Source organism: Streptomyces justiciae, assembly GCF_015163075.1.
Taxonomy (GTDB): domain Bacteria; phylum Actinomycetota; class Actinomycetes; order Streptomycetales; family Streptomycetaceae; genus Streptomyces; species Streptomyces justiciae.
In genome coordinates this window covers 128,041-143,737 of the sequence record NZ_JADDXU010000019.1, presented here as the reverse complement: position 1 = coordinate 143,737, position 15,697 = coordinate 128,041, and the positions used below count along the sequence as shown (strand labels likewise).

Below are 15,697 nucleotides of genomic sequence, written 5' to 3'. Positions count from 1 at the left end.
CGTCGGATCAGGCGAGCAGGTCGATCGCGTCGATCGACGTGCCGGCGCTGAGATAGGCCGTCGTCCCCGAACCGCTCACCACGTTGATCTTCAGGATGTTGTACTGGCTGGTGTCCGTGAGCCAGGCGCTCGCCGGAACGCTGTAGGTGAACGTGTAGTTGTTGCCCCGGTAGGAGCCGTTGGTCAGTGACCGGGTGCTCGGCTGGGTGGGCGGGGAGGGGATCGCCGACGTCCAGGTGTCGTTGACGACGACCTGCGGCCGTCCGTTGGCGTAGGCCGTCGTCACGCCGATGCGCAGGGTGTGCGCGGCGGCGGCCTGGGCCGCGGTCAGCTTGAAGTACACGAGCAGACCGCTGTTGACGTCCTTCCAGAGGTAGCAGGGGAAGGCCGAGGTCTCGGTCCCGCTGCCGATGACCACGTTGCCGGTCCAGGACGCGGCCCGGACGTCGGACGGGTGGGCGTACGTCATCAGGTCGGCGTTCTTGAAGCCGCTCGGCGTGCCGTTCCAGTCGTTGATGCGCCAGATCGCGCTCGCGTTGCTCGGGTCGTTCGAGGACGGGATCGCGAGGGTGTTGAGGGTGGTCGTGCCGCCCGCCGTCACCGTCACCGACGTGGTGTGGACGGCGAGTTCGCCCTTGTAGACGGTCAGCGTGTACGTCCCCGGCAGCACCCCGCCGATCGAGAAGTACCCGTCCGAGGAGCGGGCCGAACCCCAGTACTGGGCGGCCGAGTTGGCGAGCCCGACCGTGTACGGGTACGCCGTGTTGCGGCCGGTGATCCCGACGCCCGCGACCCGGCCGCGGCCGCCCGAGGCGACGTACCCGGAGATGCCGAGGGAGTCGGCCCAGGAGGTGGTCAGGGTGCCTGGGTACAGCGAGGAGGAGGGCGCGCCGCCGTCCGTGAGGGCGATGACGTACGGGCCCTGGAGGCCGAAGCGCTCGTCCTCGGTCTGGTTCTGGGCGTAGTGCAGGATCTCGTACAGGCCGCCGCCGTCCGCGCTCTGGTGGCGCAGGAGGGAGCGGTAGAAGGGGCCGCCGGAGGCCTTCTCGTGGTTGGAGCGGACGATCCACAGGCCGACGCCGTTCGCGCTCCAGCCGATGTAGTTGTAGTCCATGACCCGCAGCTTCGAGTAGTGCTTGGAGCGGGTCTGGCCGTCGGACTTCGCGAAGACGTCCGAGGCCTCGATGGTGGTGGGCGCGTAAGTGTAGGAATCGGGCTCGTCGTTGAGGAACAGGCCCGCCTTGACGCGCAGGATGAAGCGGGTCGAGGCGACGGAGGTGTCGGCGCGGTTGGTCCACAGGTAGACGTTGTTCTCGCCGCTGCGGGCCGCGTAGTAGTGCCTGAGGGTGCCGTAGGCGACCGAGATCAGGATCGTCGTCCCGGACTGCTTGATCGTGACGGTCGAGGTGCCGAGGCCCGACTCGATGTGCGAGTTCTTGCCGCCGTAGCCCTGGTACTCGGTGCCCTTGTAGACCAGCGAGGTCAGGTCGCCGTTGGTCTTGCTGACCTTGAAGACGAGGCTGGCGCCGGTGTCGACGACGTAGTTCGAGCCGTCGTCGGACCAACCGAAGGTCGCGGCGGACGCCGACTGGGCGAGCGGCCCGGCGAGCGCGGCGGTACCGGCCGCGGCGGCGCTGCCGAGCACGAAGGTACGGCGGCCGACGCCTCCGTTGGATGCGGCTCCGGACATGGGGGTGCCTCCTTCGAGACATGTGGGGGAGGTGCGGGTGTCGTCGAGGGTGACAGTTGAATCGATTTCGCGAAAGGGCTTTCGCTTGCAGGAGGTTGGCAATCTTGTGAAATCGACCCGAGATCTAGAAAGCGCTTGCCGATAGGGGTACGGTCCAGCCGCCAGGTCTTGTCATGTGTCGGAGGAGCAGCGAATGAGACGTTTCAACCTCGCCGTGCTGGCGGCGCTCACCCTGGGCGCCGGACTCACCGCCGTACCGGCGCACGCCGGGGAGGGGCACGCCCCGCTCGGCATCGACAACTGCACTGCCGGCGCCTGTCACTTCGACGTCCCGGCGGGCACGTACGACGTGAAGGTCCTCCTCGGCGGCGACGCCGACTCCAGCACCGCGATCAGCGGCGAGACCCGGCGCTCCCTGCTGCCGGCGACGGCCGCGCCCGCGGGGGAGCGGGTCGCCCGCAGCTTCACCGTGAACGTCCGCACCCCCGAGGGCGAGCCCACCGGCGCCGAAGGCACCCCCGGCCTCGACCTCCTCATCGGCGGCACGGCCCCCGCGCTCGCCGACATCAAGGTCACCCCGGCCCGTCATGCCCGCCAGATCTTCCTCGTCGGCGACTCCACGGTCTGCGACCAGCCCGGCGACCCGTACTCCGGCTGGGGCCAGCAGCTGCCCCAGTACCTGCGCAAGGGCCTCTCCGTCGCCAACTACGCCGACTCCGGCGAGAGCACGGTGACCTATCTCGCGAGCGCCCAGCTCTGGGGCACCGTCCAGCCGCTGATCCGGCCCGGCGACCTCGTCCTCGTCCAGCTCGCCCACAACGACAAGACGACCGACGAGGCGACCTACCGGGCGAACCTGGAGACTCTGGTCGCCGGCATCCGCGAAAAGGGCGGGGAGCCTGTCCTCGTGACGCCGATCGTGCGACGCTGGTTCAACTCGGACGGCACCCTGAACAACAACACCGCACTCCTGGTCAACGGCCTCGGCGTCGACCACCCCGCCGTCATCCGCTCGGTCGCGGCAGACAATGGCGTCCCGCTGATCGACCTGACCGCGAAGACGAAGGCGCTTGTGGAGTCCCTCGGGACGGAGGGGTCCAAGGCGCTGTATCTCTACAACGAGAAGCGCGACAACACGCATACGTCTGTGCATGGAGCCACGGTGTATGCGGGGCTTGTCCGTGACGAACTGCTTGCCCAGCATCTGGTGCCGGAAGGCCGGGTGCGGGCGGAATGAGCCCCTGGGGCGCCCCGACCGGAACCGGGGCGCCTCAGGCCTACCGGCCGGGGGCGGTTTTCGTCTGCGGGCCGGTGGGGGCTGGTCGCGCAGTTCCCCGCGCCCCTTAACGGCGTCTCACCCCTGCAAGATTGAAAGCGAGCCCATGCACCTTCCCGCCGAAGACCGCATCCTGAGCCCGTTCACCGGCTACACCCGCGTCCACTGGGAAGCCGCTGCCGATGCGCTGCTGGCCGCTACGGAGCCGTATGCCGTCGAGGGTGGGGCGCTGTATCAGTTCCCCGGTACGCATACGAGCTGGTCCGGACGGCTTTCCGATGGGCTGGAAGGGTATGCCCGGACCTTGCTGCTCGCGGCCTTTCGGCGGGACGAGACCGCGCTGGAGCGGTACGGCGACGGGCTCGCCGCCGGGGTCTCCGGGGTCTGGCCTCGGATCGAGGACCGTAGTCAACCGCTCGTCGAGGCCGCGTCGATCGCTCTCGCGCTGCGGCTGACCCGGCCGCTGCTGTGGGACCGGCTGGACGACGGGGTGCGGCAGCGGGCCGCCGGCTGGCTCGGGGATGCGCTCGGCGCCGAGGCCTGGCCGTGCAACTGGGAGCTGTTCCCCGTCACCGTCGGCGGGTTCCTGAAGGAGATCGGATACGAGACCGAGGCGGCCGGCAAGGCGATCGACCGTGGGCTGGAGCGCATCGAGGACTGGTACGTCGGCGGCGGCTGGTACACCGACGGCGACGGCCGCAAGTACGACTACTACAACGGCTGGGCGATGCACCTGTACCCCGTGCTGCACGCCCATCTCGCCGCCGACAGCCGCCTGTTGGACCTGTACGGCGACCGGCTCGAAGCCCATCTCGCCGACTACGCCCATCTGTTCGGCGGCGACGGCGCTCCCCTGCACCAAGGGCGTTCCCTCACCTACCGGTTCGCGACCACCGCCCCGCTGTGGCTCGGCGCCCTGACCGGCCGTACGCCGCTCACGCCGGGGGAGACGCGGCGGTTGGCGTCCGGTGCGCTGAAGTACTTCCTGGACCGGGGTGCCGTGAACGCGGACGGGCTGTTGACCCTGGGCTGGCACGGTCCTGATGAGGCCGTCCTCCAGGGGTACTCCGGTCCTGCCTCCCCGTACTGGGCCAGCAAGGCCTTCCTCGGGCTTCTCCTGCCGCCCGATCACGAGGTGTGGACGGCCACCGAGGAACCCGGGCCGACGGAGCGAGCGGACGTGGTGCGGTCGATCGGCGCCCCCAACTGGCTGATCCAGTCGACGCGTTCGGACGGGCTCGTCCGGCTCCACAACCACGGCAGCGAGGACGTCCGCTACGACCCGTACTACACGCGGCTCGCCTATTCGACGGTCACGACGCCTTCACCGTCGTACGACAACAGCGTGATCGTCGGGGGCGATCCGAGCCGTACGGACATCGAGCCGCTGGGGGTGGGCGACGGCTGGGCTGCCTCGCGGCACGCGGCCGGTGGGGGAGCGAGGGTCACCAGCCTGGTGCTGGCGCACGGGGCCGTGGAGGTGCGGGCGCATCTGGTCGCGGGGGCGGAGCCGGGGACGCCGGTGCGCGTCACGGGGTGGGCCGATGCGGAAGGGATGCGGGCGGAGATCCTGCCGGTGGTCGGGTTGGGGCCCGAGCTGTCCGGCGTGACCGGTGACGGGGACAGCCTGTTCGTCGCCGTGGTCCGGCTCAGTGGTGAGGTGGAGGCCGTGCCGTTGGAGGACGCGGTGAGCGTGCGGCTCGACAACTCGGGTGTATTGCACGTGCGTTGGCGCGACGAGTGGGCGGTCGAGGCGCGGGTGGACAGTGCCGCTGTGGACGTCGTCGGCGGTCGGGCAGTATGGGGATCATGGGCGGGGGAGACGAACTCGTAGAACTGCTGGGGCGGGCCGGGCTCGACGTCGTGGGGGAGCGGCGGCGTGAGGAGGTGTTGCCGTCTCCGCTGGCCTGGCGGTATGTGGTCGCGCGGGAGGCCGAGACGACCGTGTCGGTCTCCTTGGGCCGGGCCGACCTGGTCGGTGAACTCAACGCCGAGTGGCATCGGTTGGCGTCCGAGGCCGGCGTCTTCGGTGCTGACGGGGCCTTCCTCGTCGACTTTCCCGGCAGCGGGAGTGACGGGTGGATCAGGGTGCGGCTGCGTGAGGGATGGGACCTCGCCGGGGTGCTCGGTGAGCGGCCCGCGTTCGTCAGCATGGCGCTGGACGGGGACGCCCTGGTGGGGGCCACGACCGAGGAGCACGTGCGGCTCGTCGCCGTCGACGGGGTGCGGGAGCGGCGGGAGGAGGCCGCCCGGGTCGCGGGGCGGGAGAGCCCGGAGGAGCGGGCGGCCGCCTGGGAGGCGCTGTTCCAGGGGCCCAAGTGTCCGCAGCGGGTGCTGGATTCCTGGGCGAGCGGACTCTCGCTGAACCCGGCCCTGCCGGTGGAGCTGCGGCCGTTGCTGCCGGTGCTCTCCTCCTACGCCCTGTACGGAGCCCTGCCGACCGAGGTCGTGGACGGGCTGCTGGCCGACCCCGACTGGGAGGTCCGGTTGAGGACGGCAAGCACCCAGCCGGGCATCACCCCTGAGCAGTGGGGCCGCGTGATCCTCGCCGAGCGCGACGAGCGGCAGCGGTGGCTCCTCGCCATGACGGCGGGGGAGTTCCAGGCCCGGGTCGCCGAGGACGCGTGTCGGGTCCTCGCCGCGGACCCGTCCGCGCGGGTGCGGTCCGAGGCCGCGCGGCTCAAAGGGCTGCCCGCCTCCGCGGCGGTCGCGCTGGCCGCCGACCCGGCCGACGGTGTGCGTGCCGTGGCCTGCCGGACCGCCTGGCCCCATCTCGACGCGGCGGGCCGGGAGGCCCTTCTCGCCGACCCGCACGACCTCGTGCGGGCCAGGGCCCGCGTGCTGTACCACCGGGATCACCCGATGCCCCGGTCGGTGTTCGACGCCGAGGACCTGGAGAGCGCGGCGCTGGAGACCTGCCTCCTGGAGCGTGACCTCGCCGAGCACCTGGTCCGTCACGGAGACCGTTCGCAGCGCTGGTCCCTCGCCGCCAACCCGCGTCTGGACCCGGACCTGGTCGCCCTCCTCGCCGAGGACCTGGACGACGGGGTCCGCTTCCAGGTGTCCACCCGGCCCGACCTCACCGAGGAGCAGCGGGCCGCCGTCCCGGTCGAACTCGACCCGGGCATCCGCTACTTCGAGCTGGACTGGGGCGACGCCCTGCACGAGGACGAGGACGCCATGCGTCGCCTGGCCGCCTCCTCCCACCCCTTGGTGCGCAGAGGCGTCGCGCGGGCCCGGCAGCTGCCCCCGGACGTCGTCGAGCGCCTGGCCCGCGACGAGGACCGGATCGTCCAGCTCTTCCTCGCCGAGTCCTGCGACGACGCGCCCGCCGACATGCTGTTGCGGGTGTGGCAGTGGTGGGACGGCAGCCTCAGCACCCCCGACCGGCCGCGCGGGCACCCGAACTTCCCCCGCCACGGCCTCGTCCGGTACGCCGACGACCCGAACCCGCGGATGCGTCAACTCGCCCTGGACGACCCCGAGTCGCCACCCGAACTGGTCGAACGGCTCAGCCGGGACGTCAGCGAGGAGGTGCGGTACCGCGCCGCGACCGACCCACGGCTGTCGGCGACCGCCGCGGCGAGGCTGCTGGAGGACCCGTACGAGCACGTACGGCAGGCCGCGGCACTCCACCCGCGGATGCCGGCCCGGTTGCTGGTCGGGCTGCTGCGTGGGCTCGGAGCGGAGACGGCGGCACGGAACCCGGGGCTGCCGGTCGAGGTCATGCGGCGCATGGTCGACGCGGTGGTGGCAGGCGCGGTCGGCTGAGGGCCTGCCCTGTGTGGCCCACCTCCCCCGGCCGCGTATGCCGCACGGGTGCAGGACGGGGGAGGTGGTAGTAGGGGGACCCCTCAGGGGGTCAGCTGGGTGATCTTCAGGGTCTTCGTGGTCGGGGACGCCCCCGTGAGAGCGGTCGCGTACGACGGGGTGACCGGGACGGAGGCCCAGGTCAGGGTGCCGTTCTTGGCGACCGCGATGTCTCCGGTGATCCGGGTGGCGACCACCTTGTCCGCGCTCTGGAACGTGCCGTTCCAGTCGATGAGACGCAGATGCGTGCCCGCGAAGGTGCCGGTGCAGGTGCCGTCCTTGCACTTGGCGTTCTTCAGGGACTCCCAGGAGAGCAGGAGCTTGTCCTTGCCGTACGGGGCGAGGCGGACGTTGACGTGTTCCGTGCCCGTGGTGCTGGACAGCCGGATCGCCTTGGCCGCGGCCGGGGTGTTGCGGTTCTTGAGGAAGGCGACGGCGACCTGATGGGTGCCGGTCTTGGGGGTGACCGTCCAGCCGCGGCCGCTGGAGTCGTCGGGGTTCTTCTTGGCCGAGGCGGCGCCGCGGGAGGCGAAGGCGGTGGCGTAGCGGCCGGAGGCGGACTTCACGAGATCGCCGGTACGGCCGGCGAACGTACCGCCGCAGTAGCCCGCCCAGCACTGCTCGCGCTGCACCACGGGGGCGTCGTCGGGGGCGCCGATGCCGGTCGACACGAACAGACCGGAGCGCCAGTCGTCGAAGCAGAGGGACGTGAACGCGCCGGAGGTCTCGGCGTGCAGGGCGATGCCCTCGTTGTGGCTGCAACCCCAACTCCAGCCACCGCTCGCCTTCTTGCCCTTCGCGGTGACGTACTGCATCTTGTCGCCGAAGTGCCCGTCGGCGAAGCCGCCCGCGCCGTGCACCACGAAGTAGGCGCCGTACTTGGTGCCGTTCCAGACGAGTTGGCCGTCGAGGGTCGGCGAGGTGTCGTGGGTGGCCGTGCCGGTGAGCTTGGTCTGGAAGGTCTTCTTGCCGTTCGTGTAGCGCACGATCGCGGCCGCCGTCTCCTTCCACTTGTTGGTGTCGGAGACCCGGGTGAGCAGCGCGAACCCGTCGTTGTGCGCGACCAGACCGCCGACCTCCTTGGCGCCCTTGACGATCGTGTCGGCACCGGAGCGCTTGCCGGCCGCGGTCAGCGGGGTGACATGGATGCCGTCCGAGGCGGGCCAGGCCACCCGCAGGGTGCCGTCGGGGGCGGCCGCCGTCGCCGTCCGCGTCCACTCGCGGGAGTTGTTGTAACCGGCCGTCAGATAGGGGAACTTGGCCGACAGGGTCACCGAGGTGGCGGACACGGTGAGGCCGGAGGCGGCGGTGGTGCTGGCTCCCGCCGTCGCGTACCAGGCGCCGACGAGGGCGGCGGTGGCGGCGAGCCCCGCGATCAGGGGCTTGCGTGCGCCGCGGACGCGGCGGTGGGAGGTGGTCTGTTGTGCCGATGTCATGCCTTCAAGTGGCCGCCGAGTGCGGGAAGGTTGCCACTTTGGTTGCCTCATTTCACAGCAGTGCACAAAGATCGCTCACATGACCTCTCTGATCCGCCATGTGACGATCGACTGCGCCGACGCCTACACCCTCGGGACGTTCTGGTCCCAGGTGCTCGACCAGCCCCTCCACGAGGAGGACCACCCCGGCGACCCCATGGCGCTGATCGAGTCCGCGGGCGTGCTGTTCGTGACCGTCCCCGACGCCAAGACGGTCAAGAACCGCGTCCACCTCGACCTCCAGCCCCAGGACCGCACCCGCGACGAGGAGGTCGAGCGCCTTCTTGCCCTCGGCGCGACCGTCGTCGACGACCAGCGCAGGCCGGACGGGACCGGGTGGGTGGTGATGGGCGATCCGGAGGGCAACGAGTTCTGTGTGGAGCGGAGTGCGGGGGAGCGCGGGGAGTAGGGGGGCGAGGACACTTCGGCGCGGGCCGAACGGATACGGCTCTAGCGTGCCGTCCATGACCGAGCACCCGCACGAAACCCCCGCCCAGGCCGTCACCGGCATGGTCGATCACGTTCTCGCCCTGGCCGCGACCTGGACGCGCTGGGACGGCAGACTCTTCGAGATCGACGACCGTGTCTATACCCCGCACAAGGCGATCAGGCGGGTCGCCGACCACCTGGTCGATCATCTGGCCGAGCTGGAGGCCCGGTTGGCGGGCGAGGAACCGCAGGCGGACCATTGGCACGCGTCCACGGTGACCACGGAGGCGGACCTCGCGGCCTTCACCCAGGAGGACCTCGACGAGGCCCGCAGCAGGCTCACCCGGCTCGCCAGGATCTGGGCGAACCGCCTGGAGGCACTGACCGACGAACAGCTCGACGCCTCGCCGGGCGAGGGCTGGAGCTTCCGCGAACTCGCCCGCCACCTCAGGGGATCGACGTACTACGCCGACGCGGTGGGTGAGCTGTCGTGACGCTCCTGACTGATGCGGTGGGTGAGCTGTCGTGACGCCCTTCGCCGCACTCCACCACGGCGACACGCCCCTCCTGCTGCCCAACGCCTGGGACCACGCCTCGGCCGCGGTGCTGGCCGCCCAGGGCTTCCCGGCCGTCGGCACCACGAGCCTCGGCGTCGCCGCGGCGGCCGGACTGCCGGACGGGGCGGCGGCCACCCGGGACGAGACCCTGCGGTTGGCGTTGACGCTGGGCACGGAGCCCTTCCTGCTGTCGGTGGACGCCGAGGGCGGATTCAGCGACGACCCCGACGAAGTGGCGGAGTTCGCACGGGAGTTGGCGGCAGTCGGCGCCGTCGGCATCAACCTGGAGGACGGACTCGGACCGGTCGAGGTGCACGCGGCGAAGATCGCCGCGGTCAAGGCAGCGGCACCGGACCTCTTCGTGAACGCCCGCACGGACACGTACTGGCTCGGCGAAGGCGAAGGCGAAGGCGACGGTGTCGGTGTCGGTGTCGGTGTCGGTGTGGACACCCTGCACCGCCTCGACGCCTACCAACAGGCGGGCGCGGACGGCGTGTTCGTACCGGGGCTGACCGACCCGGCGGCGATCGGCGCGCTGGTCGAGCGCCTCGACGTCCCCCTCAACATCCTCTACTCGCCCACCGGCCCCACATTCCCCGAGCTGGCCGCCCTCGGCGTCCGCCGGGTCAGCCTCGGCTCGCTGCCGTACCGGCGGGCGCTGGGCGCGATGCTGGAGACGGTCACGGCCGTCGCGGAGGGCCGCTCACCGCAGGGCGCCACACTCTCGTACGAGGAGGTCGTGGCGCTCGGCAGAGACGGAACGCCCTGACGAGCGCCTCCCACACCGCTCACTCGTCCGTGGACGCCTCGCGGGGCCAGTTCTCCAGCAGGACGTGCAGGGCGTCGATCGCGCGGGCCCAGGACTTCCGCACGTCACGGTCGGCGCCGAAGCCGCCGGTGGACTCCAGGGCGCAGTACCCGTGGAAGGTGCTGCGCAGCAGGCGTACGGCGTCGGTGAGGTCGGGCTCCTCCAGGCCGTAGGCGCGGAGCATGCCGTAGGTGATCTCGGCGGTGCGGCGGAAGTCGGGGGAGTCGGCGATGAGGGCCTGGTCGATACGGATCTGGGTGGCCGCGTAGCGCCCGGGCCGCTCCAGCGCGTACTCCCGGTACGCCCCGGCGAACGCGGCCAGCGCGTCCTTGCCGGCCCGGCCCGCCACGGCCACGGCGATCCGGTCGATCATCTCCGCCCCGGCGAGCAGGGCGACGCGGGTGCGCAGCTCCTGGAGGTTCTTGATGTGCGAGTACAGACTCGCGTCCTTCACCCCGAAGTGCCGGGCGAGCGCGGACATGGTGACCTTGTCGAACCCGACCTCGTCAGCGAGCTCGGCCGCCGCCTCGGTGAGCCGATCGGCGGTGATTCCTGCGCGGGCCATGGGGGCGTCTCCAGCAACCTAGGGTTCCTAGGTTTCATGCTAGTGCATAAAGGCGTCAGCAGCGTGTGCCCTGTGCCGGGCTCAGGATCACGTCCTCCGCCCGCACGCGCAGTGCATGTCGGGTGGTGTCCTTGCCGCGGGATCGGGACGGGTCCCAGAGCCAGAGGGTGTCGCCGTTCGGCTGGAAGGAGAGGACGGGGTGGGTGCTGGGGGCGGGGCCGTTGATGACCGGGACTTGCTTGGTGAGCGGGTGGATGCAGACCAGTTCGGGCTGGAGGCCGTAGTAGGCGGGGGGACGGCGGCCTTCGGATGCCGCGTTCATTGCCCGTTCGGCGGCCTTCTCCGTCGTGTCCAGGGACAGGGTCACCGTCGTCAGTACCGCGACCAGTCCGGCCAGCACCAGCATCAGCCGGAAGAAGCCGCTCACGGACGGCGCCACATTGAAGTGCCGGGCCCAGCCGCCCACCGCCACGGCCGTCAGGACACACGCCACCGCCACGGCCAGGGGCTTGAGCGCCACGGCGTACTGCCAGAAGAAGCCGACGTGCACGGCGTCCGCCGGGATGCCGAACATGTCCTCCAGGTACACCGCGTGCAGGAACGCCCCGACCCACGGGACGACGAACGGCAGCGGCGCGGCGAGCACCGGCAGGAACCACTGCACGTTGCGGCTGAACCACGACGCACTGAGCGCGTACCAGAGGCCGAAGGCGACGAAGCCGATGCCCAAGGTGACGAGGAGCCAGTTGAACTGCTGGGGCAGGCTCGCCTCTTGGGAGCTCGCCCAGAAGTAGCCCCCGCAGGTCAGGGCCGCCATGAACACGGCGCCGCACCCCAGCCTGACCGGCCACGGCCGGGGGGCGTTCGAGGTCAGCCAGGCGCCCACCGGCCAGGCGAGCCCGGCGGGAGGCAGCAGGGCCGCCCATCGCCACGGGGTCGCGAAGGCGCCGAGAACCGCGCCGCAGGCCAGGCACACCAGGGCGACCGCGATCATCACCGCGGCCGTGAGCGCCTGCCGTCGCGGATCGGCCGGAGTGCCGTTGCTCGCCGGGCCCATCGCCACGCGGACGTCATGCACCTCCCGGTCGAACGGCCGGCCGCCGATGTTGCGGGCCTCCAACTCGGCCAGCGCCCGCTCGCGTTGGTCGTCGGTGGGCTCCCCGCGCAGATGCAGGGTGTGCCGTACGTCCCACCCGCCCACGGCGATCCACTGCTCGGCGAGCCGACGAAGGACGGGGCCCGCGCCCTCGGGCACCTTGTGATGCACGTGGTAAGTGGTGTGAGGCGTGGCCGACTTGCGCGGGACCAGCTTGGTCTCCCGCACCCACACGTCGACCTTCCGCCGGTCCGCGAGCGAGGTCAGCCGTTCGACCGCCGCTCCGCGTGCGGTCCAGCGCGAGCCGTGCACGGGTATCTCGACGATGAACGCCGCGTACCCGTCGTCGGGGGTGACCGCGTCGCTGTCTCGGACCGGCCGCACCCCCCAGCCCTGGGCCTCGAACAGGCCGCCGGCCAGCTCCCGTTCGTCCTGGTCGTCGCGGACCTCGACGACCAGGCGAACCCGGCGGTTGAACGGTCCAAGAGCCTCCGGCGTCACCGGTCCCCCTCCTGCGTGTACTGATCACTCCTTACGTACAGGCCGGACGCCGGAAACTCCAACTCGGGCCGCGCTGCGGCCCCGTCAGCCGATCGGCGCGTACAGCACGCCGAGCTTGTCGATCTCGTCGCCCGCGCGGCCCGTGAAGCCGGCGATCTGCCAGCCCGACGGTGCCGTGAAGGTCTTCGTGTCCGAGGTCGCCGTGCCGGAGGACAGGGCGCGGCCCTTGTCCGTCGTGAACGCCGCCGAGAAGATCCTTGTGCGGCCGTCCTTCTGACCCTGGGTCAGCTTGACCGACGTGAGGTGCTCGCCGGACGCCAGGGTGAGCGACGTGGCCGTGCCACCCGTACCGCCGTGACCGAGCACCGTACCGCCGTCGTGGGTCAGCGACACCGCGTCGAGGCGGGAGCCGCCGCGCAGGGTGAGGGTGCGCGGGGAGACGGTGGACGGCAGGTCGTCCGCGTCGTTGAACGCGGTGCCGTGCGGGCCGCCGAAGAAGTCGCTCGCCTTCAGGGACGAGTTGAGGGTGTAGGAGAAGTCGACCGTGTGCGGGAAGTGGTCGGAGAGGTTGCCGCCGGCGGAGTCGAGGAACTTCGCCCATTCGTTGTTGTAGCGGGTGGCGGTGAGGGAGAACAGCTTGCTGCCGCGGTACAGGACCTTGTCCACGACCTCGCAGTCGTTGGTGGGCGCCGTCGTCGGGCACACCAGCGCGCCCGCGCCCTGCGTCGGCCGCACCCCGCCCTTCACCAGCTGCACCCACGCGTCCGTGAGGCCGTTCTCGTCGGCCAGGGTGCGGATGTTGTCGCCGGAGCGGGTGTACCGGGTGTTCGTGTCACCCATGACGATCACGGCGTTGCCCGCGGAGTTCGCCTGGATGAAGTCGGAGAGCTGCTCGACGTTGGCGCGCCGGGCGGCCAGCGCGTCGTCGGTGTCGTCCGCGTTGGTGTGGACGTTGTACAGGTCCACGAAGACACCCTCGGCGAGCCGCACCCGCGCCAGCGAGAAGCCCTTGGGCGTCAGGCAGTTGGTGCCGGTGCAGTTGTTCCACTTCACCCGCTCGAAGTCGTCGAAGGCGTAGTCCGACAGGGTGTTGAGGCCGTCGCCGAAGGGCACACCGCCGCTGGTCGCGGTGCGGTACGGGTGGTTGTCGCCCGCGTACAGCGCCGCGTGGTAGTTGAAGTCCTCCTGCACGTTGACGATGTCGTACGGCGCCAACCGCGGTGAGATCAGCGGGGTGTTGGTCTCCGGGTGTCCCGAACTCAGGCCTTCCGGGAGGCCGGCGACGTTGTAGGTCAGCACGTTGAAGGTGCCGGTGGTGGCAGCGGCGGCGGGTGTCGTACCGGTGGCGGCGAGGCCCGTGAGGGCCAGGGCCGCGGCCGCGAGGGTGCCGAGGAGTCGTCTCATGGGCCCATGTTCATGTCAACGCGAGTGATTAAAAAGAGTAGTTGAGAAAACTGTTCAACATTCATGGGTGACGTGAGAGTTGACTCTCATACTTTGTGAGAGGACACTCTCACGTCATGGAACCCGACGATCGTCCTGAAGGCACGTCCGGCAACCGTCTCGGTGACATCGAGCTCACCGACCCGAAGGCCATGCGGGCGCTCGCGCACCCCGTACGGCTCGCCGTCCTGGAGCGGCTCCAGCGCAACGGGCCCGCCACGGCCACGCAGTTGTCCCCGCATGTCGGCGCGACCCCGTCCGTGACCAGCTGGCATCTGCGTCATCTCGCCGGTTTCGGGCTGGTGCGGGACGCCGAGGGCAGCGGCGACCGGCGGGAGCGGCGGTGGGAGGCGGTGGCGCGCGGGTTCCGGTTCGAGATGCCGGACGACGAGGACGGGCTGTCGGCCGCGCGGGCGCTCGGCATGGAGATGTTCGCCCGGGGCGCCCAGCAGATCGAACGCTGGGCGGCCGAGACCGAGCCGGAACTGGAGCCCGCCTGGCGCCGGGTCGCCCGGCTGGCCAACACCCGTGTCGTGGTGTCCGCCGAGGAACTCGCCGCGATCGAGGACGCCGTGGAGGCCGTACTCGCGCCGTACGTGACACGCGACGCGGCCGACCGCCCACCGGGCACGCGCGGCGTACGGCTGCTGCGGTACTCCCTGCCGGAAGCGGGCGAGGGGGAGTGACCCCGGGGCGAGATGACGCTGCGCGAGCCGCCTCCGGTCGAGCCGCCTCTGATGGAGATTCCTCTGGTCGAGCCGCCTCTGGGCGGGAAGCCTCCGAGCGGACCGGCTCCCTCTGGCGTGACCGGCCCTTTGTCCTTACCTGGGCCGGCAGCGCGGTCTCGCAGGTCGGTGACCGGGTCTCCGAGGTGGCCGTGCCGCTCATCGCCGTCACCGCGCTGGATGCCTCCGCCGGTCAGGTGGCGTGGCTGACCGCGCTGGCCTGGGCGCCCAATCTGCTCGGCATGCTGCTGGGGGCGTGGGTCGACGGCCGGGCGGGGAAGCGACGGCTGATCATCGGGTGCGACGTGTTCCGCGCGGCGGTGCTGCTGACGCTGCCGGCGGCCTACCTGTGGGGCACGCTGACGACCGCGCACCTCTTCGCCGTCGTCCTGCTGTGCGGCGTCGCGAGCGTGCTGGCGGGCTGCGCGTTCACGCCGCTCTTCACCTGGCTGCTGCCGCCCTCGTCGTATGTCGACGCCAACAGCAAGTTCAGCGCGGCCCGTTCGGCCTCTTTCATCGCCGGGCCGGCGCTGGGCGGAGGGCTCGTGCAGGCGCTCACCGCGCCGGTCGCGGTCGTCGTGGACGCCGTGTCCTTCCTCGGCTCGGCGCTGCTGCTGCGCCGGGTGCGGGTCGAGGAACCGGTGCCGGAGCGCCGGAACCGGCGGGGGGTGTGGCACGGCGCCCGGGAGGGGTTGGTGTTCGTCTTTCGGCACCCGGTGCTGCGGGCCAGCCTCGGCTGTACGACGACCATCAACTTCTTCACGTTCCTGACGGGCAGCGGCCTGGTCGTGCTGTTCGCCGACCGTGAGCTCCGACTCCCGCCCGGCGTCATCGGGTTGACGCTCGGTATCGGCGCGAGCGGCTCCCTCGTCGGCGCGCTGCTCGCGCCCTGGGTGTCGCGCCGGATCGGCATCGGCCGTGCCGTCGCCGTGGGAGCCGTGCTGTTCCCGGCGCCCTTCGCCCTCGCGGTCGTGGCCGACGGTCCGATGTGGGCGCGTGCCGGGGTGCTGGGCGGGGCCCAGTTCCTCATCGGCCTCGGCGTCATGCTGTTCGACGTCAACCTCAACTCGCTGATGGCCGCGGCGATTCCGGGCGAGATGCGCAGCCGGGTCACCGGCGCGTACAGCACCGTCAACTACGGGGTACGGCCGCTCGGCGCCGTCGTCGGAGGGGCGCTCGCCACCGGCGTCGGCCTGCGAACGACCTTTGTCGTGGCGGCGGTCGGCGGCATGCTGTCGGTGCTGTGGCTGCTGCCGTCGCCGATACCGGGCATCCGCGGCCTGGACTCCATGGAGCGGTACGAAACCGTCGACGCCTGAGCG

At 71.1% G+C, this 15,697-nt stretch carries 13 protein-coding genes; 8 read left to right on the top strand and 5 right to left on the bottom strand.

All coding sequences use genetic code 11. The features are described 5' to 3' along the window. Positions 1-7: 7 nt before the first annotated feature. Complete coding sequence (locus IQ210_RS38630; RefSeq protein WP_194083929.1) at positions 8-1,690, bottom strand: rhamnogalacturonan lyase B N-terminal domain-containing protein; 1,683 nt, start codon at positions 1,688-1,690, stop codon at positions 8-10. Positions 1,691-1,883: 193 nt separating this feature from the next. On the opposite strand from IQ210_RS38630, the gene IQ210_RS38625 reads away from it, so the two are divergent. The 3 genes from IQ210_RS38625 (at position 1,884) to IQ210_RS38615 (ending at position 6,737) form a co-directional block, all read left to right on the top strand. Beyond that, on the top strand, positions 1,884-2,927 hold the full coding sequence (locus IQ210_RS38625) for a rhamnogalacturonan acetylesterase (protein WP_194083928.1): 1,044 nt from the start codon (positions 1,884-1,886) through the stop codon (positions 2,925-2,927). 145 nt (positions 2,928-3,072) lie between these two features. After that, positions 3,073-4,800, top strand: a complete 1,728-nt coding sequence (locus tag IQ210_RS38620) for a DUF2264 domain-containing protein (RefSeq protein ID WP_194083927.1) — start codon at positions 3,073-3,075, stop codon at positions 4,798-4,800. Then, entirely contained in the window at positions 4,776-6,737 is a 1,962-nt protein-coding gene (locus IQ210_RS38615) for a PE-PGRS family protein (protein WP_194083926.1), read from the top strand. Before IQ210_RS38620 ends, IQ210_RS38615 begins: the two co-directional genes overlap by 25 nt. A gap of 83 nt (positions 6,738-6,820) precedes the next feature. Here IQ210_RS38615 and IQ210_RS38610 read toward each other — a convergent pair whose 3' ends face one another. After that, positions 6,821-8,212, bottom strand: a complete 1,392-nt coding sequence (locus IQ210_RS38610; RefSeq protein WP_194083925.1) for a hypothetical protein — start codon at positions 8,210-8,212, stop codon at positions 6,821-6,823. 79 nt (positions 8,213-8,291) lie between these two features. On the opposite strand from IQ210_RS38610, the gene IQ210_RS38605 reads away from it, so the two are divergent. From IQ210_RS38605 to IQ210_RS38595, 3 genes are read left to right on the top strand one after another with little or no spacing between them, the layout of a single operon-like run. Next, positions 8,292-8,660, top strand: a complete 369-nt coding sequence (locus tag IQ210_RS38605; RefSeq protein WP_194083924.1) for a VOC family protein — start codon at positions 8,292-8,294, stop codon at positions 8,658-8,660. 55 nt (positions 8,661-8,715) lie between these two features. After that, on the top strand, positions 8,716-9,174 hold the full coding sequence (locus IQ210_RS38600; RefSeq protein WP_194083923.1) for a hypothetical protein: 459 nt from the start codon (positions 8,716-8,718) through the stop codon (positions 9,172-9,174). A 31-nt stretch (positions 9,175-9,205) separates the two neighbouring features. After that, on the top strand, positions 9,206-10,006 hold the full coding sequence (locus tag IQ210_RS38595; RefSeq protein WP_194083922.1) for an isocitrate lyase/PEP mutase family protein: 801 nt from the start codon (positions 9,206-9,208) through the stop codon (positions 10,004-10,006). Between the two features lie 19 nt (positions 10,007-10,025). On the opposite strand, the gene IQ210_RS38590 is transcribed toward IQ210_RS38595, so the two are convergent. The 3 genes from IQ210_RS38590 to IQ210_RS38580 all read right to left on the bottom strand — a co-directional run bounded on the left by IQ210_RS38590 (position 10,026) and on the right by IQ210_RS38580 (position 13,611). Beyond that, positions 10,026-10,610: a TetR/AcrR family transcriptional regulator gene (locus tag IQ210_RS38590; RefSeq protein WP_194083921.1), complete on the bottom strand. Its 585-nt coding sequence runs from the start codon at positions 10,608-10,610 to the stop codon at positions 10,026-10,028. Positions 10,611-10,665: 55 nt separating this feature from the next. Further along, on the bottom strand, positions 10,666-12,207 hold the full coding sequence (locus IQ210_RS38585) for a hypothetical protein (RefSeq protein WP_194083920.1): 1,542 nt from the start codon (positions 12,205-12,207) through the stop codon (positions 10,666-10,668). An 84-nt stretch (positions 12,208-12,291) separates the two neighbouring features. Further along, on the bottom strand, positions 12,292-13,611 hold the full coding sequence (locus tag IQ210_RS38580) for a jacalin-like lectin (RefSeq protein ID WP_194083919.1): 1,320 nt from the start codon (positions 13,609-13,611) through the stop codon (positions 12,292-12,294). Positions 13,612-13,727: 116 nt separating this feature from the next. Here IQ210_RS38580 and IQ210_RS38575 point away from each other — a divergent pair, with 116 nt between their 5' ends. Then, complete coding sequence (locus IQ210_RS38575) at positions 13,728-14,336, top strand: ArsR/SmtB family transcription factor (RefSeq protein ID WP_194083918.1); 609 nt, start codon at positions 13,728-13,730, stop codon at positions 14,334-14,336. Next, a complete protein-coding gene (locus IQ210_RS38570; protein WP_194083917.1) occupies positions 14,333-15,694 on the top strand; it encodes an MFS transporter in 1,362 nt (453 codons plus the stop codon). The genes IQ210_RS38575 and IQ210_RS38570 overlap by 4 nt, the downstream gene beginning before the upstream one ends. Positions 15,695-15,697 lie beyond the last annotated feature (3 nt).

Excerpts from the sequence above, each read along its gene's own strand:
- IQ210_RS38630 (WP_194083929.1), bottom strand. The coding sequence starts at position 1,690 with ATGTCCGGAGCCGCATCCAACGGAGGCGTCGGCCGCCGTACCTTCGTG.
- IQ210_RS38625 (WP_194083928.1), top strand. The coding sequence starts at position 1,884 with ATGAGACGTTTCAACCTCGCCGTGCTGGCGGCGCTCACCCTGGGCGCC.
- IQ210_RS38620 (WP_194083927.1), top strand. The coding sequence starts at position 3,073 with ATGCACCTTCCCGCCGAAGACCGCATCCTGAGCCCGTTCACCGGCTAC.
- IQ210_RS38615 (WP_194083926.1), top strand. The coding sequence starts at position 4,776 with ATGGGCGGGGGAGACGAACTCGTAGAACTGCTGGGGCGGGCCGGGCTC.
- IQ210_RS38610 (WP_194083925.1), bottom strand. The coding sequence starts at position 8,212 with ATGACATCGGCACAACAGACCACCTCCCACCGCCGCGTCCGCGGCGCA.
- IQ210_RS38605 (WP_194083924.1), top strand. The coding sequence starts at position 8,292 with ATGACCTCTCTGATCCGCCATGTGACGATCGACTGCGCCGACGCCTAC.
- IQ210_RS38600 (WP_194083923.1), top strand. The coding sequence starts at position 8,716 with ATGACCGAGCACCCGCACGAAACCCCCGCCCAGGCCGTCACCGGCATG.
- IQ210_RS38590 (WP_194083921.1), bottom strand. The coding sequence starts at position 10,610 with ATGGCCCGCGCAGGAATCACCGCCGATCGGCTCACCGAGGCGGCGGCC.
- IQ210_RS38580 (WP_194083919.1), bottom strand. The coding sequence starts at position 13,611 with ATGAGACGACTCCTCGGCACCCTCGCGGCCGCGGCCCTGGCCCTCACG.
- IQ210_RS38575 (WP_194083918.1), top strand. The coding sequence starts at position 13,728 with ATGGAACCCGACGATCGTCCTGAAGGCACGTCCGGCAACCGTCTCGGT.